General features: G+C 61.4%; 17 protein-coding genes and 4 tRNA genes. 20 read left to right on the top strand and 1 reads right to left on the bottom strand.

Features of this window, described 5'->3' with window-relative positions; all coding sequences use genetic code 11:
• Positions 1 to 2,022: 2,022 nt before the first annotated feature.
• The 14 genes from WT53_RS17805 (at position 2,023) to WT53_RS17740 (ending at position 16,473) form a co-directional block, all read left to right on the top strand.
• Positions 2,023 to 2,108, top strand: a tRNA-Tyr gene (locus tag WT53_RS17805).
• A gap of 43 nt (positions 2,109 to 2,151) precedes the next feature.
• Positions 2,152 to 2,225: transfer RNA gene (locus WT53_RS17800), tRNA-Gly, on the top strand.
• A 22-nt stretch (positions 2,226 to 2,247) separates the two neighbouring features.
• A tRNA-Thr gene (locus WT53_RS17795) sits at positions 2,248 to 2,322 on the top strand.
• Between the two features lie 66 nt (positions 2,323 to 2,388).
• Positions 2,389 to 3,579 (top strand): elongation factor Tu, encoded by a 1,191-nt coding sequence (gene tuf, locus WT53_RS17790; protein WP_034209732.1) that lies wholly within the window; start codon positions 2,389 to 2,391, stop codon positions 3,577 to 3,579.
• 59 nt (positions 3,580 to 3,638) lie between these two features.
• Positions 3,639 to 3,714 (top strand) — tRNA-Trp (locus tag WT53_RS17785).
• Between the two features lie 42 nt (positions 3,715 to 3,756).
• A complete protein-coding gene (gene secE, locus WT53_RS17780; RefSeq protein ID WP_060260891.1) occupies positions 3,757 to 4,137 on the top strand; it encodes a preprotein translocase subunit SecE in 381 nt (126 codons plus the stop codon).
• Position 4,138: 1 nt separating this feature from the next.
• The gene (gene nusG, locus WT53_RS17775) at positions 4,139 to 4,696 is read left to right on the top strand and encodes a transcription termination/antitermination protein NusG (protein ID WP_006400672.1); all 558 of its coding nucleotides are present in this window, start codon (positions 4,139 to 4,141) and stop codon (positions 4,694 to 4,696) included.
• A 141-nt stretch (positions 4,697 to 4,837) separates the two neighbouring features.
• Positions 4,838 to 5,269, top strand: a complete 432-nt coding sequence (gene rplK / locus WT53_RS17770) for a 50S ribosomal protein L11 (protein WP_006477201.1) — start codon at positions 4,838 to 4,840, stop codon at positions 5,267 to 5,269.
• Positions 5,270 to 5,968, top strand: coding sequence for a 50S ribosomal protein L1 (gene rplA, locus WT53_RS17765; RefSeq protein WP_034209724.1), 699 nt, complete (start codon positions 5,270 to 5,272; stop codon positions 5,966 to 5,968).
• A gap of 308 nt (positions 5,969 to 6,276) precedes the next feature.
• Entirely contained in the window at positions 6,277 to 6,774 is a 498-nt protein-coding gene (rplJ, locus tag WT53_RS17760; protein WP_034209725.1) for a 50S ribosomal protein L10, read from the top strand.
• A gap of 63 nt (positions 6,775 to 6,837) precedes the next feature.
• On the top strand, positions 6,838 to 7,212 hold the full coding sequence (gene rplL / locus WT53_RS17755) for a 50S ribosomal protein L7/L12 (RefSeq protein WP_006482911.1): 375 nt from the start codon (positions 6,838 to 6,840) through the stop codon (positions 7,210 to 7,212).
• Between the two features lie 381 nt (positions 7,213 to 7,593).
• On the top strand, positions 7,594 to 11,700 hold the full coding sequence (rpoB, locus tag WT53_RS17750) for a DNA-directed RNA polymerase subunit beta (RefSeq protein ID WP_034209726.1): 4,107 nt from the start codon (positions 7,594 to 7,596) through the stop codon (positions 11,698 to 11,700).
• Between the two features lie 21 nt (positions 11,701 to 11,721).
• Positions 11,722 to 15,963, top strand: a complete 4,242-nt coding sequence (gene rpoC / locus WT53_RS17745) for a DNA-directed RNA polymerase subunit beta' (protein WP_034209727.1) — start codon at positions 11,722 to 11,724, stop codon at positions 15,961 to 15,963.
• Between the two features lie 246 nt (positions 15,964 to 16,209).
• Positions 16,210 to 16,473: a hypothetical protein gene (locus tag WT53_RS17740; protein ID WP_060260888.1), complete on the top strand. Its 264-nt coding sequence runs from the start codon at positions 16,210 to 16,212 to the stop codon at positions 16,471 to 16,473.
• A 965-nt stretch (positions 16,474 to 17,438) separates the two neighbouring features.
• On the opposite strand, the gene WT53_RS32550 is transcribed toward WT53_RS17740, so the two are convergent.
• Positions 17,439 to 17,630, bottom strand: coding sequence for a hypothetical protein (locus WT53_RS32550; protein WP_230624983.1), 192 nt, complete (start codon positions 17,628 to 17,630; stop codon positions 17,439 to 17,441).
• A gap of 299 nt (positions 17,631 to 17,929) precedes the next feature.
• Here WT53_RS32550 and recQ point away from each other — a divergent pair, with 299 nt between their 5' ends.
• The 6 genes from recQ to rpsJ all read left to right on the top strand — a co-directional run bounded on the left by recQ (position 17,930) and on the right by rpsJ (position 25,084).
• Positions 17,930 to 19,777 (top strand): DNA helicase RecQ, encoded by a 1,848-nt coding sequence (recQ, locus tag WT53_RS17730; protein ID WP_059780718.1) that lies wholly within the window; start codon positions 17,930 to 17,932, stop codon positions 19,775 to 19,777.
• Between the two features lie 227 nt (positions 19,778 to 20,004).
• Positions 20,005 to 20,385, top strand: a complete 381-nt coding sequence (rpsL, locus tag WT53_RS17725; RefSeq protein ID WP_006400662.1) for a 30S ribosomal protein S12 — start codon at positions 20,005 to 20,007, stop codon at positions 20,383 to 20,385.
• A 172-nt stretch (positions 20,386 to 20,557) separates the two neighbouring features.
• The gene (gene rpsG / locus WT53_RS17720) at positions 20,558 to 21,028 is read left to right on the top strand and encodes a 30S ribosomal protein S7 (protein WP_034209730.1); all 471 of its coding nucleotides are present in this window, start codon (positions 20,558 to 20,560) and stop codon (positions 21,026 to 21,028) included.
• A 123-nt stretch (positions 21,029 to 21,151) separates the two neighbouring features.
• On the top strand, positions 21,152 to 23,254 hold the full coding sequence (fusA, locus tag WT53_RS17715) for an elongation factor G (RefSeq protein ID WP_034209731.1): 2,103 nt from the start codon (positions 21,152 to 21,154) through the stop codon (positions 23,252 to 23,254).
• A gap of 42 nt (positions 23,255 to 23,296) precedes the next feature.
• Positions 23,297 to 24,487, top strand: coding sequence for an elongation factor Tu (gene tuf, locus WT53_RS17710; RefSeq protein WP_034209732.1), 1,191 nt, complete (start codon positions 23,297 to 23,299; stop codon positions 24,485 to 24,487).
• Positions 24,488 to 24,772: 285 nt separating this feature from the next.
• Positions 24,773 to 25,084, top strand: a complete 312-nt coding sequence (rpsJ, locus tag WT53_RS17705) for a 30S ribosomal protein S10 (RefSeq protein ID WP_004199280.1) — start codon at positions 24,773 to 24,775, stop codon at positions 25,082 to 25,084.
• Positions 25,085 to 25,247 lie beyond the last annotated feature (163 nt).

Here is a 25,247-nt window from a genome sequence, read left to right as displayed (position 1 = left end):
GACCGTGAAACGACTCTACGCCGATGATAGTGCGGATTCCCGTGTGAAAGTAGGTAATCGTCAGGCTCCCTAAGCCAAGAACCCCCGCCCAAAAAGGCGGGGGTTTTTGCATTTCGGCGCCCAAAAAAACATGCGGAGAAGCGCCGTTGTGGCAGGAGCTGGATGTCGACCGAAGGTGTCGGCTCAAATCGGAATCACCTCCACGAAATTGGCGCAAATGCACCTCGCCTCTCGGGGTGCCTGCACGCCAGCAATGGGTGTTGCTGCACACACGGTCCTCTTACTTCTCGTTTGCGTGGGTGGTCATCAGATGCGCAACGAGAAATCGCCTTGGCACTTCTCCGTGGCAATCTCCGCCCGGCCCTTGCGCGGAACCGACGCCAACGAGATGTTGCGAGTTCTCCTCGTCCGATAATCGATCGGTGCGCGTCGATCGTCGGTGTATTTGGCCCATCTTCTACCTCGGTACGCTATGGCTATCGTCTGGCAGCGGGATATGTCTCGCGCTCGCTCTGTCCCCCCGCGCGTAGTTGGCAAGAACGGGCAGAATGTCGGCGCTCCCAGCCCCTCTCGTCGCCGCTGGTAAACGTTCGTTCCCCATGAAACCACGCGACTGAACTGCGTCAAGAGACGAACGATGTCGCTATCAAGCGCCACTTTTAGTCTATTCGCCGCATTTCACCTCTAAATAGACGTATCGGCGCGTGACCCACGCCTGAATCATTGGGGCAGGAGGTGCCCCCAGTCGACGATCGGCCGCGCCGTGTGCGTATCGCGGGCCAAAGAAGATCAAAGGTCGGCGCGGTTCTTCTCGATGGTCAGCTGCGGACCGTCCTGCCATGCGTAAATTTTCTTGATGAGCGTGGCAGCATCGCCTGCGTGGCCTCGCGCTTTTCCCATCGGTGTGAAGGGCGTGCTGTTTGCGTCGACGCCTGGAGCGAGGCTTGTATGTGTCGTATTCGGATCGCCGAACGGAGGGCCTCCCGCAGCGGGGATTGTGTGCTGTGTTTCGGCCGTGATTCCGGGTCAGCTCGAGCATTGTCGGGTAGTGCTCGTCGGATGTCGATGCTCCGGCGCCACATATCGGCTCCGACGTCTTCGGGAGTGGGAGGCATGGCCGAGGGTACTGGCGCCGAACCCAGCGCCGGCATTTGCGCCCAGCTGGACGAGTCGGGCACTGTACGAGCGGTTGCGGGGTTGCGTGTACGCTGACGAGTCGCTGCGGTAAGGCGCTCCGACGACGACGCTGGGCGACTTGCACGACGATACGCGGCGGCGCCGACCAGCGGAACATTCGATGCGGCGCCAAGGGATGGAGCGGCCGGAACAGGGAGCTCGTCGTCACCAGGTGGCGGCCATCATCACATCGAGGCATGCAGAACCGCCGGATACATCCCGCGAGACGTCGTTGGACCATCCCACGCTGATCCATCAGTTGTGCCGCGCACTAGTCGACACCCATCCAAACCCCCAAAGCCCCTCGGGCTTCGGTCGCGACCGTTGAGTCACTTCAAGCACCGGGCGCGCTTCCAGTGTTCCGGGCGAAGCGGTGAGCCACGCTGCTGTCTGATCACCTGATCGGCATCGAGCGGCGCCACGAGTTTGCCGAAGCGGTGGAATGTCCCGTTGCGACCCCAAAGGAATGCCGTTCCGGAGCAAGCGGGCATATGCGGAGGCGGGCGGGCGATTCGTGCAGGAATCGCCATCGAACCTTTCTCGAACCACCGGCGCCAGCCCGCCAGGTCGGCCCGGCACGAAATTTGCCGAAATTTTGTGCCTACCGCTTGGCATTGCGCGAAAGAGGCCGTATGATGGCGGTCTTTCGTTTTTAGCGCAGATGCAGATCGGCGTTGAAGACGGAGTCTGACGAAGATGTGGCACCGGTCGGCAACATCTCGCGCTTGCCTTAGCCGGGCGAGGGCGGGGATCGGTGGGAGGCGGAAGTCGGGAAGAGAATGAAAATAATCTTCCGGATGTGCTTGACAGGAGTGCGATGCACCCCCATAATCGTCAGTTCTCTACGGAGGGGTGCCCGAGTGGCTAAAGGGGGCAGACTGTAAATCTGTTGGCTTACGCCTACGTTGGTTCGAATCCAACCTCCTCCACCAAGATATCAGCGCAGTGAGCGGTAAGGAATCGTTAGTGGCCCGTGCGGGTGTAGCTCAATGGTAGAGCAGAAGCCTTCCAAGCTTACGACGAGGGTTCGATTCCCTTCACCCGCTCCAGACCGCTAAGTTGAAGCGTAGCGCCCATGTGGCTCAGTGGTAGAGCACTCCCTTGGTAAGGGAGAGGTCGGCAGTTCGATCCTGCCCATGGGCACCAGCAGTAAAAAGTCAGTGTCTTGTTTGCGCGCGGCGCAACCTGTGAAATTCCTTTTGGGAGTTGAAAATGGCCAAGGAAAAGTTTGAGCGGACCAAGCCGCACGTGAACGTTGGTACGATTGGTCACGTTGACCACGGCAAGACGACGCTGACGGCAGCGATCACGACGGTTCTGACGAAGAAGTTCGGCGGCGAAGCGAAGGCGTACGACCAGATCGACGCGGCACCGGAAGAAAAGGCGCGCGGCATCACGATCAACACGGCGCACGTCGAGTACGAAACGGCTAACCGCCACTACGCCCACGTCGACTGCCCGGGCCACGCTGACTATGTGAAGAACATGATCACGGGCGCAGCGCAGATGGACGGCGCGATCCTGGTTTGCTCGGCAGCAGACGGCCCGATGCCGCAAACGCGCGAGCACATCCTGCTGGCACGTCAGGTTGGCGTTCCGTACATCATCGTGTTCCTGAACAAGTGCGACATGGTGGACGACGCGGAACTGCTCGAGCTGGTCGAGATGGAAGTTCGCGAACTGCTGTCGAAGTACGACTTCCCGGGCGACGACACGCCGATCGTGAAGGGTTCGGCAAAGCTGGCGCTGGAAGGCGACACGGGCGAGCTGGGCGAAGTGGCGATCATGAACCTGGCAGACGCACTGGACACGTACATCCCGACGCCGGAGCGTGCGGTTGACGGTGCGTTCCTGATGCCGGTGGAAGACGTGTTCTCGATCTCGGGCCGCGGTACGGTGGTGACGGGTCGTGTCGAGCGCGGCATCATCAAGGTCGGCGAGGAAATCGAAATCGTCGGTATCAAGCCGACGGTGAAGACGACCTGCACGGGCGTTGAAATGTTCCGCAAGCTGCTGGACCAAGGTCAGGCAGGCGACAACGTGGGTATCCTGCTGCGCGGCACGAAGCGTGAAGACGTGGAGCGCGGCCAGGTTCTGGCGAAGCCGGGTTCGATCACGCCGCACACGCACTTCACGGCTGAAGTGTACGTGCTGAGCAAGGACGAAGGCGGCCGTCACACGCCGTTCTTCAACAACTACCGTCCGCAGTTCTACTTCCGTACGACGGACGTGACGGGCTCGATCGAGCTGCCGAAGGACAAGGAAATGGTGATGCCGGGCGACAACGTGTCGATCACGGTGAAGCTGATCGCTCCGATCGCGATGGAAGAAGGTCTGCGCTTCGCAATCCGCGAAGGCGGCCGTACGGTCGGCGCCGGCGTCGTCGCCAAGATCATCGAGTAAGCCAGTTATTCGTTGATCGACAGTTTTGGGGCTGGCAGCAGCCAGCCCCAGCATGGTTTAGGGGTATAGCTCAACTGGCAGAGCGTCGGTCTCCAAAACCGAAGGTTGGGGGTTCGATTCCCTCTGCCCCTGCCAAAAATCGCCACGTGTCCTACGTGGCATTTGTTTTAAGGTGTTATGGCGAATCCATCCGTCGAAACTGTAAATACCTCCGGCGATAAGCTGATGCTGGCCCTGGGCGTATTGCTGGTCTTGGCCGGATTCGCGGGCTTCTTCTGGCTGGCCAATCAGCAGTGGTATGTCCGCGGTGCCGCGTTGGCGGTAGGTATCATCGCCGGCGTGGCCGTCGGGCTCATGTCCGCTCCTGGCAAGGGTCTCATCGCGTTTGCCAAGGATTCGTACAAGGAAGTCCGGAAGGTCGTGTGGCCCACCCGCAAGGAAGCAACGCAAACCACACTCGTCGTGTTCGGTTTCGTGCTCGTGATGGCGATTTTCCTCTGGTTGAGCGACAAATCGATCGAATGGGTGATTTTCTCGGCGATTCTGGGTTGGAAATGATATGAGCGATACTCCGGCATCCCCGAGCGGAAAACGTTGGTACGTCGTGCACGCCTACTCCGGTATGGAGAAGAGCGTGCAACGTGCGCTTCAAGAGCGCATCGAGCGTGCCGGCATGCAGGACAAATTCGGTCAGATTCTGGTCCCGACCGAAGAAGTGGTTGAAGTCAAAGGCGGTCACAAGGCTGTGACCGAGCGTCGTTTCTTCCCCGGCTACGTGCTGGTGGAAATGGAAATGACGGACGAAACGTGGCACCTCGTGAAGAACACCGCGAAGGTCACCGGTTTCGTCGGTGGGGCACGTAACCGCCCGACCCCGATTTCCCCGAAGGAAGTCGAGAAGATCATGTCGCAGATGCAGGAAGGGGTCGAAAAACCGCGCCCGAAGACCCTGTTCGAAGTCGGCGAGATGGTGCGCGTCAAGGAAGGCCCGTTCACGGACTTCAACGGCACCGTCGAAGAAGTCAACTACGAGAAATCGCGCGTGCGTGTGTCGGTCACCATTTTTGGCCGCTCCACCCCCGTCGAACTCGAGTTCGGTCAGGTCGAAAAAGTTTGATCCCGATTCGGTGGGCAGCCCAGGCTGCCCACCTTCGCGCTTACGGCCCGCGTCATGGCCGTTGAGGAGCGTCAGTAGCCAGCGGCGAAAGCGCGTTATCACTCACCGAACGCCTTCTCCGGCGTTCCAATGAGGTTTCAAATGGCAAAGAAGATTATCGGCTTTATCAAGCTGCAGATCCCTGCAGGTAAAGCCAACCCGTCGCCGCCGGTCGGTCCGGCACTGGGCCAGCGCGGCCTGAACATCATGGAGTTCTGCAAGGCGTTCAACGCGCAGACTCAAGGTATGGAGCCGGGTCTGCCGGTGCCGGTGGTCATCACGGCATTCGCTGACAAGAGCTTCACGTTCGTGATGAAGACGCCGCCGGCGACCGTCCTGATCAAGAAGGCGGCGAAGGTGGACAAGGGTTCGAGCAAGCCGCACACCGACAAGGTCGGTTCGATCACGCGCGCTCAAGCCGAAGAAATCGCGAAGACCAAGATGCCGGACCTTACGGCAGCTGATCTGGACGCAGCCGTTCGCACCATCGCTGGTAGCGCACGCTCGATGGGTATCACTGTGGAGGGCGTGTAAATGGCTAAGATCTCCAAGCGCCGTCAGGCATTTGCCGCCAAGGTCGACCGTCAGAAGCTGTACGCGATCGAAGACGCACTGAGCCTCGTGAAGGAATGCGCGAGCGCGAAGTTCGACGAGTCGATCGACGTCGCAGTCCAGCTCGGCATCGATGCGAAGAAGTCGGACCAAGTCGTGCGTGGTTCGGTCGTTCTGCCGGCAGGTACGGGCAAGTCGGTTCGCGTTGCCGTGTTCGCGCAAGGCGAGAAGGCCGAGCAGGCTCGTGCAGCAGGCGCGGAAATCGTCGGTATGGAAGACCTGGCAGAGCAGATCAAGGCTGGCCAGATGGACTTCGACATCGTGATCGCTTCGCCGGACACGATGCGTATCGTCGGTACGCTCGGCCAGATCCTCGGCCCGCGCGGCCTGATGCCGAACCCGAAGGTCGGTACGGTCACGCCGGACGTCGCAACCGCCGTCAAGAACGCGAAGGCTGGTCAGGTGCAATTCCGTGTCGACAAGGCCGGTATCATCCACGCGACCATCGGCCGTGCATCGTTCGAGCCGACCGCGCTGCGTTCGAACCTGTCGGCGCTGATCGACGCGCTGCAGAAGGCAAAGCCGGCAACGAGCAAGGGCGTGTACCTGCGCAAGATCGCACTGTCGAGCACGATGGGCGTCGGCGTGCGTGTCGACCAGGCTACGCTGGCAGCACAGTAAGCAAGTATTCGGGCCGCTTCGTTCGCGAAGCGGCCCACATGGGCTTTGGGCGGTTGTTCGTGCAGCAAGGCGGACAACCGGTTATCAAAGACCGTTGGTGGGGCGCAGCAGTCAGGTGATCCCTTAATTCAAGCCAACGCAGATGGCGAACCCGAAAAAGTTTTGCAGTGGTGAAGCCGCAGGCCGCGAAGCGATTCGCGGCGTGAGGTGGAAATACTCCTAACGAGGTCGGACGCCGTTGTTGAACGAGGTACGTGAGGTTTCGACCATGCCGGTCGCACCCAACGTATCGTTTCTGGAGGCTAACCGTGCCGCTTAATAGAGAAGACAAGCAAGCCGTCGTCGCTGAGGTTTCCGCGCAAGTCGCGAAGGCCCAGACCGTTGTGCTGGCTGAGTATCGTGGAATTGCGGTTGGCGATCTGACCAAGCTGCGCGCGCAAGCGCGTGAGAAACAGGTGTACCTGCGCGTGTTGAAGAACACGCTGGCGCGTCGCGCCGTTGAAGGTACCCCGTTTGCTCCGCTGGCAGAGCAGATGACTGGTCCGCTGATCTACGGCATCTCGGAAGATGCAATTGCCGCTGCTAAGGTCGTCAACGACTTCAGCAAGAGCAATGACAAGTTGGTCATCAAGGCTGGTTCGTTCGATGGCAAGGTGATGGACAAGGCTGGCGTGCAAGCGCTGGCAAGCATCCCGAGCCGTGAAGAACTGCTCTCGAAGCTGCTGTTCGTTATGCAAGCGCCTGTTTCGGGCTTCGCGCGTGCTCTGGCCGCGCTGGCCGAGAAGAAGCAAGCGGAAGCTGCGTAATCGAGCGTGCATCAGCGTCACTGATCGCTGGCTGTATCCGAATTCAATTTAGGAGTATTTCAAATGGCAATCGCAAAAGAAGACATCCTGGCAGCAGTCGAAGGGATGACCGTTCTGGAACTGAACGAACTGGTCAAGGCGTTCGAAGAGAAGTTTGGCGTGTCGGCAGCTGCAGTGGCAGTCGCTGGCCCGGCAGGCGGCGGCGCAGCTGCTGCAGCAGAAGAGAAGACCGAATTCACGGTCGTCCTGGCTGAAGCCGGCGCCAACAAGGTTTCGGTCATCAAGGCCGTTCGCGAACTGACGGGCCTGGGCCTGAAGGAAGCGAAGGACCTGGTTGACGGTGCACCGAAGCCCATCAAGGAAGGCGTCGACAAGGCTGCTGCTGAAGAAGCCAAGAAGAAGCTGGAAGAAGCTGGCGCGAAGGTCGAAGTCAAGTAAGTTTCGGCGCGCTGTGCGAAGGCTGGCGGTATTTTCACCGCCGGCCTTTTTGTGCTTTGTGGGGACGTTATTCTGGCACTCATTCGGGAGCCCGAATAGTCGGCCCCAGAAGCCAAAGAAAACCGCCTGATCGTTGTGATGCATCACGCACGATTGGCGGTTCTCTTTGTCTTCTGAAGCGACTGCAGAAGGCAAGTTTGGTCGGGTAGCGGGCAACACAGGCATCCGCTGCCGTCAGCCAGCGGTTGGTAGCGGCCAACCACCAAGCTTCTCGGCTCGTTCAAGCCGTCGAACGGCCATCGGGTCTCAGTCGGTGAACACTCGGGTTTGAAACGTCCAGGTATTCCGCCTCGATAGCACCCGCCGTGATTCGGAGATCGTATGCAATATTCCTTCACCGAGAAGAAGCGCATTCGCAAGAGTTTCGCGAAGCGCCCCATCGTTCACCAAGTTCCGTTCTTGCTGGCTACTCAGCTTGAATCATTCAGCACGTTTCTGCAAGCCGATGTGCCGGCGACGCAACGCAAGCCTGAAGGTTTGCAGGCCGCGTTCACATCGGTATTTCCCATTGTTTCGCACAACGGTTTCGCGCGCCTCGAGTTCGTGAGCTATGCGCTGTCCTCGCCGGCATTCAACATCAAGGAATGCCAGCAGCGTGGCCTGACGTACTGCTCCGCGCTGCGCGCGAAGGTCCGCCTCGTCATCCTCGACAAGGAATCGCCGAACAAGCCGGTCGTCAAGGAAGTGAAGGAGCAGGAAGTGTACATGGGCGAAATTCCGCTCATGACGCCGACGGGCTCGTTCGTCATCAACGGCACCGAGCGTGTCATCGTCTCGCAGCTGCATCGTTCGCCGGGCGTGTTCTTCGAACACGACAAGGGCAAGACGCACAGCTCGGGCAAGCTGCTGTTCTCGGCACGGATCATTCCGTACCGCGGCTCGTGGCTCGACTTCGAATTCGATCCGAAGGACATCCTGTACTTCCGCGTCGACCGTCGCCGCAAGATGCCGGTCACGATCCTGCTGAAGGCCATCGGTCTCACGCCGGAACAGATCCTCGCGAACTTCTTCGTGTTCGACAACTTCACGCTGATGGACGAAGGCGCGCAACTCGAGTTCGTGCCCGAGCGCCTGCGTGGCGAAGTCGCGCGTTTCGACATCACGGATCGCGACGGCAAGGTCATCGTCCAGAAGGACAAGCGGATCAACGCGAAACACATTCGCGACCTCGAAGCCGCGAAGACCAAGTTCATCTCGGTGCCGGAAGACTATCTGCTCGGCCGCGTGCTGGCGAAGAACGTCGTCGACGGCGACACCGGCGAAGTGATCGCGAGCGCGAACGACGAAGTCACGGAAAGCGTGCTCGAGAAGCTGCGCGAAGCGGGTATCAAGGACATTCAGACGCTCTACACGAACGATCTGGATCAAGGTCCGTACATCTCGTCGACGCTGCGTGTCGACGAAACGACCGACAAGACGGCCGCGCGCATCGCGATCTACCGCATGATGCGCCCGGGCGAGCCGCCGACCGAAGAAGCGGTCGAGGCCCTGTTCAACCGTCTGTTCTACAGCGAAGAAGCGTACGACCTGTCGAAGGTCGGCCGCATGAAGTTCAACCGCCGCGTCGGCCGTGACGAGATCGTCGGCCCGATGACGCTGCAGGACGACGACATCCTCGCGACGATCAAGATCCTCGTCGAGCTGCGCAACGGCAAGGGCGAAGTGGACGATATCGACCACCTCGGCAACCGTCGCGTGCGTTGCGTCGGCGAACTGGCGGAAAACCAGTTCCGCGCGGGCCTCGTGCGTGTCGAGCGCGCGGTCAAGGAACGCCTCGGCCAGGCCGAAAGCGAAAACCTGATGCCGCACGACCTGATCAACTCGAAGCCGATTTCGTCGGCGATCCGCGAGTTCTTCGGTTCGTCGCAGCTGTCGCAGTTCATGGACCAGACCAACCCGCTGTCGGAAATCACGCACAAGCGCCGTGTTTCCGCACTGGGCCCGGGCGGTCTGACGCGCGAGCGCGCAGGCTTCGAAGTGCGCGACGTGCACCCGACCCACTACGGTCGCGTGTGCCCGATCGAAACGCCGGAAGGTCCGAACATCGGTCTGATCAACTCGCTCGCGCTGTACGCGCACCTGAACGAGTACGGCTTCCTCGAGACGCCGTACCGCAAGGTCGTGGACGGCAAGGTGACCGACCAGATCGACTACTTGTCGGCGATCGAGGAAGGCCGCTACATGATCGCTCAGGCGAACGCCGCGATCGACGAAGACGGCCGACTGATCGACGAACTCGTGTCGTCGCGTGAAGCCGGCGAAACGATGATGGTCACGCCGGACCGTATCCAGTACATGGACGTCGCGCCGTCGCAGATCGTGTCGGTCGCAGCGTCGCTGATCCCGTTCCTCGAGCACGACGACGCGAACCGTGCACTGATGGGTTCGAACATGCAGCGTCAGGCCGTGCCGTGTCTGCGTCCGGAAAAGCCGGTCGTCGGGACGGGCATCGAGCGCACCTGCGCGGTCGACTCGGGTACGACGGTCCAGGCGTTCCGCGGCGGTGTGGTCGATTACGTCGACGCAGGCCGTATCGTGATTCGCGTGAACGACGACGAAGCGGTCGCGGGTGAAGTCGGTGTCGACATCTACAACCTGATCAAGTACACGCGTTCGAACCAGAACACGAACATCAACCAGCGTCCGATCGTGAAGATGGGCGACAAGGTCTCGCGCGGCGACGTGCTGGCCGACGGCGCCTCGACGGACCTGGGCGAACTCGCGCTCGGCCAGAACATGCTGATCGCGTTCATGCCGTGGAACGGCTACAACTTCGAGGACTCGATCCTGATCTCGGAGAAGGTCGTGGCCGACGATCGCTACACGTCGATCCACATCGAAGAGCTGAACGTCGTCGCACGCGACACGAAGCTCGGGCCGGAAGAAATCACGCGCGACATCTCGAACCTGGCGGAAGTCCAGCTCGGCCGTCTCGACGAATCGGGCATCGTGTACATCGGTGCGGAAGTCGAAGCGGGCGACGTGCTGGTCGGCAAGGTCACGCCGAAGGGCGAGACCCAGCTGACGCCGGAAGAGAAGCTGCTGCGCGCGATCTTCGGCGAGAAGGCGTCGGACGTGAAGGACACGTCGCTGCGCGTGCCGTCGGGCATGAGCGGCACCGTGATCGACGTCCAGGTGTTCACGCGCGAAGGCATCCAGCGCGACAAGCGTGCGCAACAGATCATCGACGATGAACTGAAGCGTTACCGCCTCGACCTGAACGACCAGCTGCGCATCGTGGAAGGCGACGCGTTCCAGCGTCTCGCCCGCATGCTCGTGGGCAAGGTCGCGAACGGCGGTCCGAAGAAGCTCGCGAAGGGCACGAAGATCGACCAGGCTTACCTGGAAGACCTCGACCATTACCACTGGTTCGACATCCGCCTGGCGGACGACGAAGCAGCGGCGCAGCTCGAAGCGATCAAGAACTCGATCGAGGAAAAGCGTCACCAGTTCGACCTCGCGTTCGAAGAGAAGCGCAAGAAGCTCACGCAAGGCGACGAACTGCCGCCGGGCGTGCTGAAGATGGTCAAGGTGTACCTGGCGGTGAAGCGCCGTCTGCAGCCTGGCGACAAGATGGCAGGCCGCCACGGTAACAAGGGTGTCGTGTCGAAGATCGTCCCGATCGAAGACATGCCGTACATGGCCGACGGCCGTCCGGCAGACGTCGTGCTGAACCCGCTCGGCGTGCCGTCGCGGATGAACGTGGGTCAGGTTCTGGAAGTGCACCTCGGCTGGGCCGCGAAGGGCCTCGGCTGGCGTATCGGCGAAATGCTGCAGCGTCAGGCGAAGATCGAGGAACTGCGCGCGTTCCTGACGAAGATCTACAACGAGTCGGGCCGCCAGGAAGATCTGGAAAGCTTCACCGACGACGAGATCCTCGAACTCGCGAAGAACCTGCGCGAAGGCGTGCCGTTCGCGACGCCGGTGTTCGACGGTGCGACCGAGGAAGAAATGGGCAAGATGCTCGACCTCGCGTTCCCGGACGACATCGCCGAACAGCTCGGCATGAACCCGTCGAAGAACCAGGTCCGCCTGTACGACGGCCGCACGGGTGAAATGTTCGAACGTCGCGTGACGCTCGGCTACATGCACTACCTGAAGCTGCACCACCTGGTCGACGACAAGATGCACGCGCGTTCGACCGGCCCGTACTCGCTCGTCACGCAGCAGCCGCTGGGTGGTAAGGCGCAGTTCGGCGGCCAGCGTTTCGGTGAAATGGAAGTGTGGGCACTCGAAGCGTACGGCGCGTCCTACGTGCTGCAGGAAATGCTGACGGTGAAGTCGGACGACGTGACCGGCCGGACGAAGGTGTACGAAAACCTCGTCAAGGGCGATCACGTGATCGATGCAGGCATGCCGGAATCCTTCAACGTGCTCGTGAAGGAAATCCGCTCGCTCGGTATCGATATCGATCTCGACCGCAATTAATCGGACTACGGAGAGAAAGCAATGAAAGCTCTGCTCGATCTATTCAAGCAAGTCCAACAGGAAGAAGTTTTCGACGCGATCAAGATCGGTCTGGCCTCGCCCGACAAGATCCGTTCGTGGTCGTTCGGCGAAGTGAAGAAGCCGGAGACCATCAACTACCGTACGTTCAAGCCGGAACGCGATGGTCTGTTCTGCGCGAAGATCTTCGGGCCGATCAAGGACTACGAGTGCCTGTGCGGCAAGTACAAGCGCCTGAAGCACCGCGGCGTGATCTGCGAGAAGTGCGGCGTCGAAGTGACGCTGGCGAAGGTGCGTCGCGAACGGATGGGCCACATCGAGCTGGCCTCGCCGGTCGCGCACATCTGGTTCCTGAAGTCGCTGCCGTCGCGTCTGGGCATGGTGCTCGACATGACGCTGCGCGACATCGAGCGCGTGCTGTACTTCGAAGCGTACGTGGTGATCGAACCGGGCATGACGCCGCTGAAGGCGCGGCAGATCATGACCGAAGAGGATTACTACAACAAGGTCGAGGAATACGGCGACGAATTCCGTGCCGAGATGGGCGCGGAAGGCGTGCGTGAACTGCTGCGCGCGATCAACATCGACGAGCAGGTCGAGACGCTGCGCACCGAGCTGAAGAACACCGGCTCGGAAGCGAAGATCAAGAAGTACGCGAAGCGCCTGAAGGTCCTCGAGGCATTCCAGCGCTCGGGCATCAAGCCCGAGTGGATGATCCTCGAAGTGCTGCCGGTGCTGCCGCCGGAACTGCGTCCGCTCGTGCCGCTGGACGGCGGCCGTTTCGCGACGTCGGACCTGAACGACCTGTATCGCCGCGTGATCAACCGTAACAACCGGTTGAAGCGCCTGCTCGAGCTGAAGGCGCCTGAAATCATCGTCCGCAACGAAAAGCGGATGCTGCAGGAAGCCGTCGACTCGCTGCTCGACAACGGTCGTCGCGGCAAGGCGATGACGGGCGCGAACAAGCGTCCGCTGAAGTCGCTCGCCGACATGATCAAGGGCAAGGGCGGCCGTTTCCGTCAGAACCTGCTGGGCAAGCGCGTCGACTACTCGGGCCGTTCGGTCATCGTGGTCGGCCCGACGCTGAAGTTGCACCAGTGCGGTCTGCCGAAGCTGATGGCGCTCGAACTGTTCAAGCCGTTCATCTTCAACAAGCTGGAAGTGATGGGCGTCGCGACGACCATCAAGGCTGCGAAGAAGGAAGTCGAGAACCAGACGCCGGTGGTGTGGGACATCCTCGAAGAGGTGATCCGCGAGCACCCGGTGATGCTGAACCGTGCGCCGACGCTGCACCGTCTCGGTATCCAGGCGTTCGAGCCGGTGCTGATCGAAGGCAAGGCAATCCAGCTGCACCCGCTCGTCTGCGCGGCGTTCAACGCCGACTTCGACGGTGACCAGATGGCCGTTCACGTGCCGCTGTCGCTCGAAGCGCAGATGGAAGCGCGCACGCTGATGCTCGCGTCGAACAACGTGCTGTTCCCGGCCAACGGCGATCCGTCGATCGTGCCGTCGCAGGATATCGTGCTGGGTCTGTACTACGCGACCCGCGAAGCGATCAACGGCAAGGGCGAAGGCCTGTCGTTCACGGGCGTGTCGGAAGTCATCCGCGCGTACGAGAACAAGGAAGTCGAGCTGGCCTCGCGCGTCAACGTCCGGATCACCGAAATGGTCCGCAACGAGGACACGTCGGAAGGCGCGCCGGAGTTCGTGCCGAAGATCACGCTGTACGCGACGACCGTCGGTCGCGCGATCCTGTCGGAGATCCTGCCGCACGGCCTGCCGTTCTCGGTGCTGAACAAGCCGCTGAAGAAGAAGGAAATCTCGCGCCTGATCAACACGGCGTTCCGCAAGTGCGGTCTGCGTGCGACGGTCGTGTTCGCCGATCAGCTGATGCAGTCGGGTTTCCGTCTCGCGACGCGCGCCGGCATCTCGATCTGCGTGGACGACATGCTCGTGCCGCCGCAGAAGGAAACGATCGTCGGCGACGCCGCGAAGAAGGTGAAGGAGTACGACCGCCAGTACATGTCGGGTCTCGTCACCGCGCAGGAACGCTACAACAACGTGGTCGACATCTGGTCGGCAACGTCGGAAGCGGTCGGCAAGGCGATGATGGAGCAGCTGTCGACGGAGCCGGTGACGGACCGCGACGGCAACGAGACGCGCCAGGAGTCGTTCAACTCGATCTACATGATGGCCGACTCGGGCGCCCGGGGTTCGGCGGTTCAGATTCGTCAGCTGGCCGGTATGCGCGGCCTGATGGCGAAGCCGGACGGCTCGATTATCGAGACGCCGATTACCGCGAACTTCCGCGAAGGTCTGAACGTGCTGCAGTACTTCATCTCGACCCACGGTGCACGTAAGGGTCTGGCTGATACGGCACTGAAGACCGCGAACTCGGGTTACCTGACGCGTCGTCTCGTCGACGTCACGCAGGATCTGGTCGTGGTGGAAGACGATTGCGGCACGTCGAACGGCGTGGCGATGAAGGCACTCGTCGAAGGCGGTGAAGTCGTCGAAGCGCTGCGCGACCGTATTCTCGGCCGCGTCGCGGTTGCGGACGTCGTGAATCCGGAAACGCAGGAAACGCTGTACGAATCGGGCACGCTGCTCGACGAAACGGCAGTCGAGGAAATCGAACGCCTCGGCATCGACGAAGTGCGCGTGCGCACGCCGCTGACCTGCGAAACGCGTTACGGCCTGTGCGCATCCTGCTACGGCCGCGACCTCGGCCGCGGCTCGCTGGTGAACGTCGGCGAAGCAGTCGGCGTGATCGCGGCACAGTCGATCGGCGAACCGGGCACGCAGCTGACGATGCGTACGTTCCACATCGGTGGTGCGGCATCGCGTGCGGCAGTGGCTTCGTCGGTCGAAGCGAAGAGCAACGGTATCGTCCGCTTCACGGCGACGATGCGCTACGTCACGAACGCGAAGGGCGAGCAGATCGTCATTTCCCGTTCGGGCGAAGCGATGATCACCGACGACTTCGGTCGCGAGCGCGAGCGTCACAAAGTGCCGTACGGCGCGACGCTGCTGCAGCTCGACGGCGCGACCATCAAGGCCGGCACGCAGCTCGCCACGTGGGATCCGCTGACGCGTCCGATCATCACCGAGTACGGTGGTACGGTGAAGTTCGAGAACGTCGAGGAAGGCGTGACCGTCGCGAAGCAGATCGACGACGTGACCGGCCTGTCGACGCTGGTCGTGATCGACGTGAAGCGCCGCGGTTCGCAGGCTTCGAAGAGCGTGCGTCCGCAGGTGAAGCTGCTCGACGCGAACGGCGAAGAAGTGAAGATTCCGGGCACGGAGCACGCGGTGCAGATCGGCTTCCAGGTCGGCGCACTGATCACCGTGAAGGACGGCCAGCAGGTGCAGGTCGGTGAAGTGCTCGCACGTATCCCGACCGAAGCGCAGAAGACGCGTGACATTACCGGCGGTCTGCCGCGGGTGGCGGAACTGTTCGAAGCGCGTTCGCCGAAGGATGCCGGCATTCTCGCGGAAGTCACCGGTACGACGTCGTTCGGTAAGGACACGAAGGGCAAGCAGCGTCTCGTCATCACGGATCTCGAAGGCAACCAGCACGAGTTCCTGATCGCGAAGGAAAAGCAGGTTCTGGTTCACGATGCCCAGGTCGTCAACAAGGGCGAAATGATCGTGGACGGTCCGGCCGATCCGCACGACATCCTGCGCCTGCAGGGTATCGAAGCGCTGTCGCGCTACATCGTCGACGAAGTGCAGGACGTGTACCGTCTGCAGGGCGTGAAGATCAACGACAAGCACATCGAGGTGATCGTTCGCCAGATGCTGCGTCGTGTGCAGATCACCGACAACGGCGATACGCGCTTCATCCCGGGCGAACAGGTCGAGCGTTCCGACATGCTGGACGAGAACGATCGCATGATCGCCGAGGGCAAGCGTCCGGCTTCGTACGACAACGTGCTGCTCGGTATCACGAAGGCGTCGCTGTCGACCGACTCGTTCATCTCCGCGGCATCGTTCCAGGAAACGACCCGCGTGCTGACCGAAGCGGCGATCATGGGCAAGCGCGACGATCTGCGCGGCCTGAAGGAAAACGTGATCGTCGGCCGTCTGATTCCGGCCGGTACGGGTCTCGCGTTCCACAAGGCACGCAAGGCGAAGGAATCGTCGGATCGCGAGCGTTTCGACCAGATCGCAGCGGAAGAGGCATTCGACTTCGGCACGCCGAGCGCGCCGGCGGAAGAGCCGCAACACCCGGCAGCCGAGTAAGTGCGGGGGCGGCGCGAGCCGCGTTGCATCGCTGTCGCTTACCGTCCGATTTCAACCGGACGGTAAGCGAGGCGGCCACGACACCCTGGAGGCGGATTCGCCTGCAGGGTGTTTTTCTTTGCTGAATGGCTAACGCGTACGATGTGCGTTTCGTTGTTTCGAGATGGACGCGATGCTAGAGTCGATTTCCGTCCACGCTCGCGACACATTCGCCGCAACGGCTAATGCCGTTACATCGTTACCCGAATGGGTACTGCCGGGAAAAGCCGCCATCCGGTGACGATCCCGGCCGTCGATCACAGCGGGATAGGCGCGGTGATGGAGCGCCAGGCGCCGTTTTTGACGGCAAATAGCGAAGCCGCACAAGCGAGCGTGCAGCGCGACGACGTTGCGATCGTTTTTCGCGGCCGCGTATACGACTTTTCGAATCTCGCGTTGTCCTACGTCGGCGACTCACGACGGTTTGTCCCGGTGCATCTGGATGCGCGGCCGGAATTTGACAGGCCTTGAGTCGGCGAGGCATCGGCTATCCGGGCGTGAGTGCCCCGGGTAACGGTTGGCACGTCACCTGCGCCGTCCCGCTATCCGAACGGCCAACGATGCGTTATTTACCGTGCGCTGCGCGCGCGGGTTGTTAGAACTTCGGTCATCACTCCGCCGCGCTCGTTCCCATCGTTCATGTCTCGCGCCCTCGAAATTCTCGACGAAGTCTTGGGTTATTCCGCGCTTCGCGACGCTGAGCGAAATCGGCGTGCGCGCCGCGTATCTGGCGCACTGATCACAGTGAAGAACGGTCAGTAGGTGCAAGTCGGTGAAGTGCTCGCACGTATCCCGACCGAATCGGGGAAGAGCCGCAACAACCGGCCGCCGAGTAAGCGAGCGGCGCGAGCCGCGTCGTCAGGCTGTCATCGAAACCGCCCGGTTCACCGGGCGTTTTTTGGGTGCGCGTGACATGGACGCGCGCGGTCGTGAGTCGTGCCGCAGGCGGTCGCGGACGTGAAACGACGTCTTCCGCCAACGAACACCTGACGGTTGCCTCGATCCCGATTTCGTGGGGCGCGGTGGCATGCCCGATCGGATGCCCGGCTACGCTTCCCGGGATGGCTTCGACTGACGCTCGAACTGGCGAGTCAAATGCCACTCCAGAAACAGGCTGTGCATCACCGCCAACGCGAGGATGAGCGTTACGTACGCGAAAGAGCGTACCCGAGGCACGACGAGATACAACACGGCCACCAGAACTCCGTCGGGCAATGCCCGGATTACCGCTCCCAGCAAGATGCCGCGCCAGCCGCCACCATATCGTGTGCTGAGCGGAGCAGGGAACGGACCGTAAAGCAGGAACCTCTTGATCGCACTGCGCGAGTCTTTCAATCGCATGCCTCCCCGTTGCGTGTCAATGCGGTACGAAATATCGATGAGCGAGCATCGAAAGATGCTCGCTCATGTTTGCAGCGGAAATCGCCTGTCAACGATCAAAATCTACAGTTCCAGCTCTGGCCAAGATAACTCCCGGCGCCGCCCAAAAAGGCGCCGAGCGGGCCGCGAACAGCGCCGACCAGAGCCGCGCCGCCAACTGCTGCCCAATTGATCGGTGCTGGATTCAGTGCGCACGAGAACGCGCCGCTGACTTGCTTCACTTCATTCGCTACAAGTTCACGCATCATCGGGTCTCCTAATGGAATAAGGTTGAATCTATGGCTCGATTCGCCGGTGCCAGGCTCAACCTCGAAACCGATTGTATCGACGGCCCTCCCATAAAGAAATATGGAATTTCTCACGGTTTTCACCGAAGCCGCCCAGCGACGGACGTCGGCAGATGCCGCGGATTTTTCGCCGGGACTCGGTTGCAATCCGTCGAGAGAACATTGTCCGAGTGGCTAACTCCGCGCGAATCGGCTTCGCGCGACGCAAAGATTGCTAGAATCCGGATCGTTGCCGTCAGCAGTCTTCCACCTCTTCATTCATGTCCCGCGCCCTCGAAATACTCGACGAAGTCTTTGGTTATTCCGCCTTTCGCGGCCAGCAGGGCGAGATCGTCGAGCACGTCGCCGGCGGCGGCGATTGTCTCGTGCTGATGCCGACCGGCGGCGGCAAGTCGCTGTGCTACCAGATTCCCGCGCTGCTGCGCCGCGAGGCCGGGCAGGGCGCCGGCATCGTCGTGTCGCCGCTGATCGCGCTGATGCAGGACCAGGTCGCCGCGTTGAGCGAAGTCGGCGTGCGCGCGGCCTATCTGAATTCGACGCTGTCGGGCGCCGAGGCGGCGGCCACCGAGCGCGCGCTGCGCGAGGGCGAAATCGACCTGCTGTACGTCGCGCCGGAGCGGTTGATGACGGGGCGTTTCCTCGAGCTGCTCGAGCGCGCGAAGATCGGCCTGTTCGCGATCGACGAAGCGCACTGCGTGTCGCAATGGGGGCACGATTTCCGCCCGGAATACATCCAGCTGTCGGTGCTGCACGAGCGCTTCCCGTCGGTGCCGCGCATCGCGCTCACCGCCACGGCCGATGCGATCACGCGCGACGAGATCATCCATCGTCTCGCGCTCGACGACGCACGCGTGTTCGTGTCGAGCTTCGACCGGCCGAACATCCGCTACCGGATCGTCGAAAAGGACAACGCGCGCGCGCAGCTGCTCGATTTCATTCGCGCCGAGCACACGAATGCCGACGGCACGACGGACGCGGGTGTCGTCTATTGCCTGTCGCGCCGCAAGGTCGAGGAAACGGCCGAATGGCTGAAGGCGCAGGGCGTGCGCGCGCTGCCGTATCACGCGGGCATGGAGTTCGAGGTGCGGCAGAAGCACCAGGAAATGTTCCAGCGCGAGGAAGGCATCGTGATGTGCGCGACGATCGCGTTCGGCATGGGCATCGACAAGCCCGACGTGCGTTTCGTTGCGCATCTCGATTTGCCGAAGAGCGTCGAAGGCTACTACCAGGAAACCGGCCGCGCGGGCCGCGACGGGCTGCCGGCGAACGCGTGGATGGCGTATGGTCTCGGCGACGTCGTCCAGCAGCGCAAGATGATCGACGAGTCCGATGCGGACGATGCGCACAAGCGCGTGCAGACGTCGAAGCTCGATGCGCTGCTCGGCTTGTGCGAGACGATCTCGTGTCGCCGCGTGCGGCTGCTGAACTACTTCGGCGAGGCGAGCCAGCCGTGCGGCAACTGCGACACGTGCCTCGAGCCGCCCGCGTCGTGGGACGCGACGCGCGAGGCGCAGATGGCGCTGTCGTGCGTGTTCCGCGCGCAGCGCGCGAGCGGCTTCAACTTCGGCTCGAGCCATCTGATCGAGATCCTGCGCGGCGGGCGCACCGAGAAGGTGTTGCAGCGCGGCCACGATCAGCTCAGCACGTTCGGCATCGGCGCGGCGCTGTCCGAGCCCGAGTGGCGCGCGATTTTCCGGCAGTTGGTCGCATACGGCTACCTGGCCGTCGACCATGGCGGCTTCGGCGCGCTGATGCTCACCGAGGCCGCGAAGCCCGTGCTGAAGAACGAGGAAAAGGTCACGCTGCGCCGCTATGTGAAGCCGCAACGCACCCGTCAGTCGTCGAGCCGAAGCGCCACGCGCGTCGATCCGACGGCTGGCATGGGCGCTCGCGAGCGCGCACGGTGGGATGCGCTGCGTGCATGGCGCGCGGAAACCGCGAAGGCCGACGGCGTGCCGGCCTACGTGATCTTCCATGACGCGACGCTCGCCGAAATCGCGCGCAATGCGCCGGAGACGATCGAGGATCTTCGCCACATCCCCGGCATGGGCGTGCGCAAGCTCGAACGCTTCGGCGACGAGATCATCGACGTCGTCGAATCGGCCTGACACAGGTGTTCCGCCCCCTTCTGTCAATCGCGCGGTCGGTCGGCACATCACGCAAGCCGTTGACTTCGTTGGTATTTCCGGAATATCATGTTGGGTTCCGGTATTCGGTGGGCCGAGTCGCGTTCGAAGGTTCGTGTCCGTCTCGCCAGTTCGGAAGTCAACTGTGCGCCGATTCTCGCTTTGCCCGAAATCGATGCGCAGATTTTGTTCAATTTCAGGAATAAACAATGCCAACCATCAACCAACTGGTTCGCAAAGGCCGTCAGTCGGAAACGACGAAGAGCAAGAGCCCGGCCCTGCAGGACTGCCCCCAGCGTCGCGGCGTGTGCACCCGTGTGTACACGACGACGCCGAAGAAGCCGAACTCGGCACTCCGTAAGGTCGCCAAGGTTCGTCTGACGAACGGCTTCGAAGTGATTTCGTACATCGGCGGTGAAGGCCACAACCTGCAGGAGCACTCGGTTGTGCTGATCCGCGGCGGCCGTGTGAAGGACTTGCCGGGTGTGCGTTACCACATGGTTCGCGGCTCGCTGGATACCCAGGGCGTCAAGGACCGTAAGCAAGCGCGCTCGAAGTACGGCGCGAAGCGTGCAAAGGCTGCCAAGTAAGCAGTTTTTGATCAGGGATCGCCGCAGGGCGGTCAAGGCGGGAGTGCCGGATTGCCGGTGCTGTCGAGTAAGTGGTCACCCGGCCAAGCTGGTTAGTCGTGAAGATGTGATCGGGTTTGTTGGTGGCCGCGGAGCTGGTTGCAGCTCCAACTGAACAAGTAAAGGAAGAATCATGCCGCGTCGTCGCGAAGTCCCCAAGCGGGAAGTGTTGCCGGATCCGAAGTTCGGTAACGTTGATGTTGCCAAGTTCATGAACATGCTGATGCTGTCCGGCAAGAAGTCGGTCGCAGAGCGCATCGTTTATGGCGCATTCGAACAAATCCAGACCAAGGGTGGCAAGGACCCGCTGGAAGTGTTCACGGTTGCGCTCAACAACGTGAAGCCGGTGGTCGAAGTGAAGAGCCGCCGCGTTGGTGGTGCCAACTATCAAGTTCCGGTCGAAGTGCGCCCGTCGCGTCGTATGGCATTGGCGATGCGCTGGCTGCGTGAGGCTGCGAAGAAGCGCAGCGAGAAGTCGATGGCTCTGCGCCTGGCAGGCGAACTCACCGAAGCGGCCGAAGGCCGTGGCGGCGCGATGAAGAAGCGCGATGAAGTTCACCGCATGGCAGAAGCCAACCGCGCGTTCTCGCATTTCCGTTTCTAAGCGCCTGGCTGGGCTGTTTGCGGAAATAAATTCCGGGCGGGTGCGCTTTTCAGGCGCCTCGCCCGTTTGTGTTGAGGCGTGATGCAGCAGGGCTGCATCACGTCATCCCAGTAGAGGATCAAAGTGGCTCGCAAGACTCCTATCGAGCGCTACCGCAATATCGGTATTAGCGCTCACATCGACGCCGGCAAGACGACGACGACCGAGCGCATTCTGTTTTACACCGGTGTGAACCACAAGATCGGTGAAGTCCACGACGGCGCAGCCACGATGGACTGGATGGAGCAGGAACAGGAACGTGGCATCACGATCACGTCCGCTGCTACCACGGCCTTCTGGAAGGGCATGGGCGGCAACTATCCGGAACACCGCATCAACATCATCGACACCCCGGGCCACGTCGACTTCACGATCGAAGTGGAGCGTTCGATGCGCGTGCTCGACGGCGCGTGCATGGTGTACTGCGCAGTGGGCGGCGTGCAGCCGCAGTCGGAAACCGTGTGGCGCCAGGCGAACAAGTACAAGGTGCCGCGTCTCGCGTTCGTCAACAAGATGGACCGTACCGGCGCGAACTTCTTCAAGGTCTACGACCAGCTCCGTCTGCGCCTGAAGGCGAACCCGGTTCCGGTCGTGGTGCCGATCGGCTCGGAAGAAAACTTCAAGGGCGTGGTCGACCTGATCAAGATGAAGGCGATCATTTGGGACGAAGCGTCGCAAGGCACGAAGTTCGACTACGTCGACATCCCGGCCGAACTCGCAGAGACCTGCAAGGAATGGCGCGAAAAGATGGTCGAAGCGGCTGCCGAAGCCAGCGAAGACCTGATGAACAAGTACCTGGAAGAAGGCGATCTGCCGGAAGCCGACATCGTCAAGGCGCTGCGTGATCGTACGATCGCGTGCGAAATCCAGCCGATGCTGTGCGGTACCGCGTTCAAGAACAAGGGCGTGCAGCGTATGCTCGACGCCGTGATCGACTTCCTGCCGTCGCCGGTCGACATCCCGCCGGTCAAGGGCGAGCTCGAAAACGGCGAAGAAGCAGAGCGCAAGGCATCGGACGAAGAGAAGTTCTCGTCGCTCGCGTTCAAGATCATGACCGACCCGTTCGTCGGCCAGCTGATCTTCTTCCGTGTGTACTCGGGCGTCGTCAACTCGGGCGACACGCTGCTGAACTCGACCAAGGGCAAGAAGGAACGCCTCGGCCGTATTCTGCAGATGCACGCGAACCAGCGTGAAGAAATCAAGGAAGTCCGCGCAGGCGACATCGCTGCAGCGGTCGGCCTGAAGGAAGCCACCACGGGCGACACGCTGTGCGACCCGGCGAACCCGATCGTTCTCGAACGCATGGTGTTCCCGGAGCCGGTGATTTCGCAGGCGGTCGAGCCGAAGACCAAGGCCGACCAGGAAAAGATGGGCCTCGCACTGAACCGTCTGGCTCAGGAAGACCCGTCGTTCCGCGTGCAGACCGACGAAGAGTCGGGCCAGACCATCATTTCGGGCATGGGCGAGCTCCACCTCGAAATTCTGGTCGACCGGATGAAGCGTGAGTTCGGCGTGGAAGCGACCGTCGGCAAGCCGCAGGTTGCATACCGCGAAACGATCCGCTCGACGGCGAAGGACGTCGACGGCAAGTTCGTCAAGCAGTCGGGTGGTCGCGGCCAGTACGGTCACGCGGTCATCACGCTCGAGCCGAACGAACAAGGCAAGGGCTACGAGTTCTTCGACGAGATCAAGGGTGGCGTGATTCCGCGTGAATACATCCCGGCGGTCGACAAGGGTATCCAGGACACGCTGAAGTCGGGCGTGCTGGCTGGCTTCCCGGTCGTCGACGTGAAGGTTCACCTGACGTTCGGTTCGTACCACGACGTCGACTCGAACGAAAACGCGTTCCGCATGGCCGGTTCGATGGCGTTCAAGGAAGCGATGCGCAAGGCGAACCCGGTCGTGCTCGAGCCGATGATGGCTGTCGAAGTCGAGACGCCGGAAGACTACATGGGCAACGTGATGGGCGACCTGTCGGGCCGTCGCGGTATCGTCCAGGGCATGGAAGACATGGTTGGCGGCGGCAAGATCGTGCGCGCCGAAGTGCCGCTGTCGGAAATGTTCGGTTACTCGACGTCGCTGCGCTCGCTGACGCAAGGTCGTGCAACGTACACGATGGAGTTCAAGCACTACGCTGAAGCTCCGCGCAACGTTGCCGAAGCGATCATCAGCGCGAAGTCGAAGTAAATCTTTAGCTACCAATCGATTATTTTTTGAAAGAAGAGAATCATGGCAAAAGAAAAGTTTGAGCGGACCAAGCCGCACGTGAACGTTGGTACGATTGGTCACGTTGACCACGGCAAGACGACGCTGACGGCAGCGATCACGACGGTTCTGACGAAGAAGTTCGGCGGCGAAGCGAAGGCGTACGACCAGATCGACGCGGCGCCGGAAGAAAAGGCGCGCGGCATCACGATCAACACGGCGCACGTCGAGTACGAAACGGCTAACCGCCACTACGCCCACGTCGACTGCCCGGGCCACGCTGACTATGTGAAGAACATGATCACGGGCGCAGCGCAGATGGACGGCGCGATCCTGGTTTGCTCGGCAGCAGACGGCCCGATGCCGCAAACGCGCGAGCACATCCTGCTGGCACGTCAGGTTGGCGTTCCGTACATCATCGTGTTCCTGAACAAGTGCGACATGGTGGACGACGCGGAACTGCTCGAGCTGGTCGAGATGGAAGTTCGCGAACTGCTGTCGAAGTACGACTTCCCGGGCGACGACACGCCGATCGTGAAGGGTTCGGCAAAGCTGGCGCTGGAAGGCGACACGGGCGAGCTGGGCGAAGTGGCGATCATGAACCTGGCAGACGCACTGGACACGTACATCCCGACGCCGGAGCGTGCGGTTGACGGTGCGTTCCTGATGCCGGTGGAAGACGTGTTCTCGATCTCGGGCCGCGGTACGGTGGTGACGGGTCGTGTCGAGCGCGGCATCATCAAGGTCGGCGAGGAAATCGAAATCGTCGGTATCAAGCCGACGGTGAAGACGACCTGCACGGGCGTTGAAATGTTCCGCAAGCTGCTGGACCAAGGTCAGGCAGGCGACAACGTGGGTATCCTGCTGCGCGGCACGAAGCGTGAAGACGTGGAGCGCGGCCAGGTTCTGGCGAAGCCGGGTTCGATCACGCCGCACACGCACTTCACGGCTGAAGTGTACGTGCTGAGCAAGGACGAAGGCGGCCGTCACACGCCGTTCTTCAACAACTACCGTCCGCAGTTCTACTTCCGTACGACGGACGTGACGGGCTCGATCGAGCTGCCGAAGGACAAGGAAATGGTGATGCCGGGCGACAACGTGTCGATCACGGTGAAGCTGATCGCTCCGATCGCGATGGAAGAAGGTCTGCGCTTCGCAATCCGCGAAGGCGGCCGTACGGTCGGCGCCGGCGTCGTCGCCAAGATCATCGAGTAATATCGACGATCCGCGGATCCCCGGCGGGGTCCGCGATTCCACGGTAAGCAACTGCGTACCGCAGAAACCGGGTGTCCAGTTCGATCTGGCACCCGGTTTTTCTTCGTGGCGTGCGAACCGCTCTATTGACAAACGCCCACCGCCGCGAATTTTCGTGTAGAATCGCGGGCTTAGCAGTGGAAGTACCGCCCGGAACCTGATGCTTCGCTCCCCGCTGGCGTCATGTTTCACGTTCTTTTAGTGTCCGGCGATGCAACATCGCCTCGCTCTTTTCAAGGAATCGTCATGCAGCAACAGAAAATCCGCATTCGCCTGAAGGCATTCGACTATCGTCTGATCGATCAATCGGCTGCCGAAATCGTCGATACCGCGAAGCGGACTGGCGCAATCGTCCGTGGCCCGGTGCCGCTGCCGACGCGCATTCAGCGTTTTGACATCCTGCGCTCGCCGCACGTCAACAAGACGTCGCGCGATCAGCTCGAAATCCGCACCCACCAGCGCCTGATGGACATCGTCGACCCGACGGACAAGACCGTTGACGCGCTGATGAAGCTCGACCTGCCGGCTGGCGTCGACGTGGAAATCAAGCTGCAGTAAGGCTTCCAGCGCCGGCCGGCGTGCCGGATGGTGCTAAGTCTTTGTATTGCTTGCGGAAATCGAGAAGTCGGGCTATACTGCTTGGCTTTTCGCGTATTCGCGTAAAAAAGTTGGGCCTTGCGTGCCCGGCATTTTGTAAATCAGCCCCGACCAATCGCAGTCG

It is taken from the genome of Burkholderia sp. MSMB2157WGS (genome assembly GCF_001532755.1).
Classification (GTDB): Bacteria; Pseudomonadota; Gammaproteobacteria; order Burkholderiales; family Burkholderiaceae; genus Burkholderia.
The sequence above is the reverse complement of the archived record's forward strand: the minus strand, read 5'-3'. Positions and strand labels throughout refer to the sequence as shown.

What these genes read in the sequence shown, in the direction of transcription:
- recQ (WP_059780718.1), top strand. Translation starts at nt 17,930, where the DNA reads ATGTCCCGCGCCCTCGAAATACTCGACGAAGTCTTTGGTTATTCCGCC.
- tuf (WP_034209732.1), top strand. Translation starts at nt 2,389, where the DNA reads ATGGCCAAGGAAAAGTTTGAGCGGACCAAGCCGCACGTGAACGTTGGT.
- rpsG (WP_034209730.1), top strand. Translation starts at nt 20,558, where the DNA reads ATGCCGCGTCGTCGCGAAGTCCCCAAGCGGGAAGTGTTGCCGGATCCG.
- rpsJ (WP_004199280.1), top strand. Translation starts at nt 24,773, where the DNA reads ATGCAGCAACAGAAAATCCGCATTCGCCTGAAGGCATTCGACTATCGT.
- rpoB (WP_034209726.1), top strand. Translation starts at nt 7,594, where the DNA reads ATGCAATATTCCTTCACCGAGAAGAAGCGCATTCGCAAGAGTTTCGCG.
- rpsL (WP_006400662.1), top strand. Translation starts at nt 20,005, where the DNA reads ATGCCAACCATCAACCAACTGGTTCGCAAAGGCCGTCAGTCGGAAACG.
- WT53_RS32550 (WP_230624983.1), bottom strand. Translation starts at nt 17,630, where the DNA reads ATGATGCGTGAACTTGTAGCGAATGAAGTGAAGCAAGTCAGCGGCGCG.
- tuf (WP_034209732.1), top strand. Translation starts at nt 23,297, where the DNA reads ATGGCAAAAGAAAAGTTTGAGCGGACCAAGCCGCACGTGAACGTTGGT.
- rplK (WP_006477201.1), top strand. Translation starts at nt 4,838, where the DNA reads ATGGCAAAGAAGATTATCGGCTTTATCAAGCTGCAGATCCCTGCAGGT.
- rplA (WP_034209724.1), top strand. Translation starts at nt 5,270, where the DNA reads ATGGCTAAGATCTCCAAGCGCCGTCAGGCATTTGCCGCCAAGGTCGAC.
- rpoC (WP_034209727.1), top strand. Translation starts at nt 11,722, where the DNA reads ATGAAAGCTCTGCTCGATCTATTCAAGCAAGTCCAACAGGAAGAAGTT.
- nusG (WP_006400672.1), top strand. Translation starts at nt 4,139, where the DNA reads ATGAGCGATACTCCGGCATCCCCGAGCGGAAAACGTTGGTACGTCGTG.
- WT53_RS17740 (WP_060260888.1), top strand. Translation starts at nt 16,210, where the DNA reads ATGGGTACTGCCGGGAAAAGCCGCCATCCGGTGACGATCCCGGCCGTC.
- secE (WP_060260891.1), top strand. Translation starts at nt 3,757, where the DNA reads ATGGCGAATCCATCCGTCGAAACTGTAAATACCTCCGGCGATAAGCTG.
- rplL (WP_006482911.1), top strand. Translation starts at nt 6,838, where the DNA reads ATGGCAATCGCAAAAGAAGACATCCTGGCAGCAGTCGAAGGGATGACC.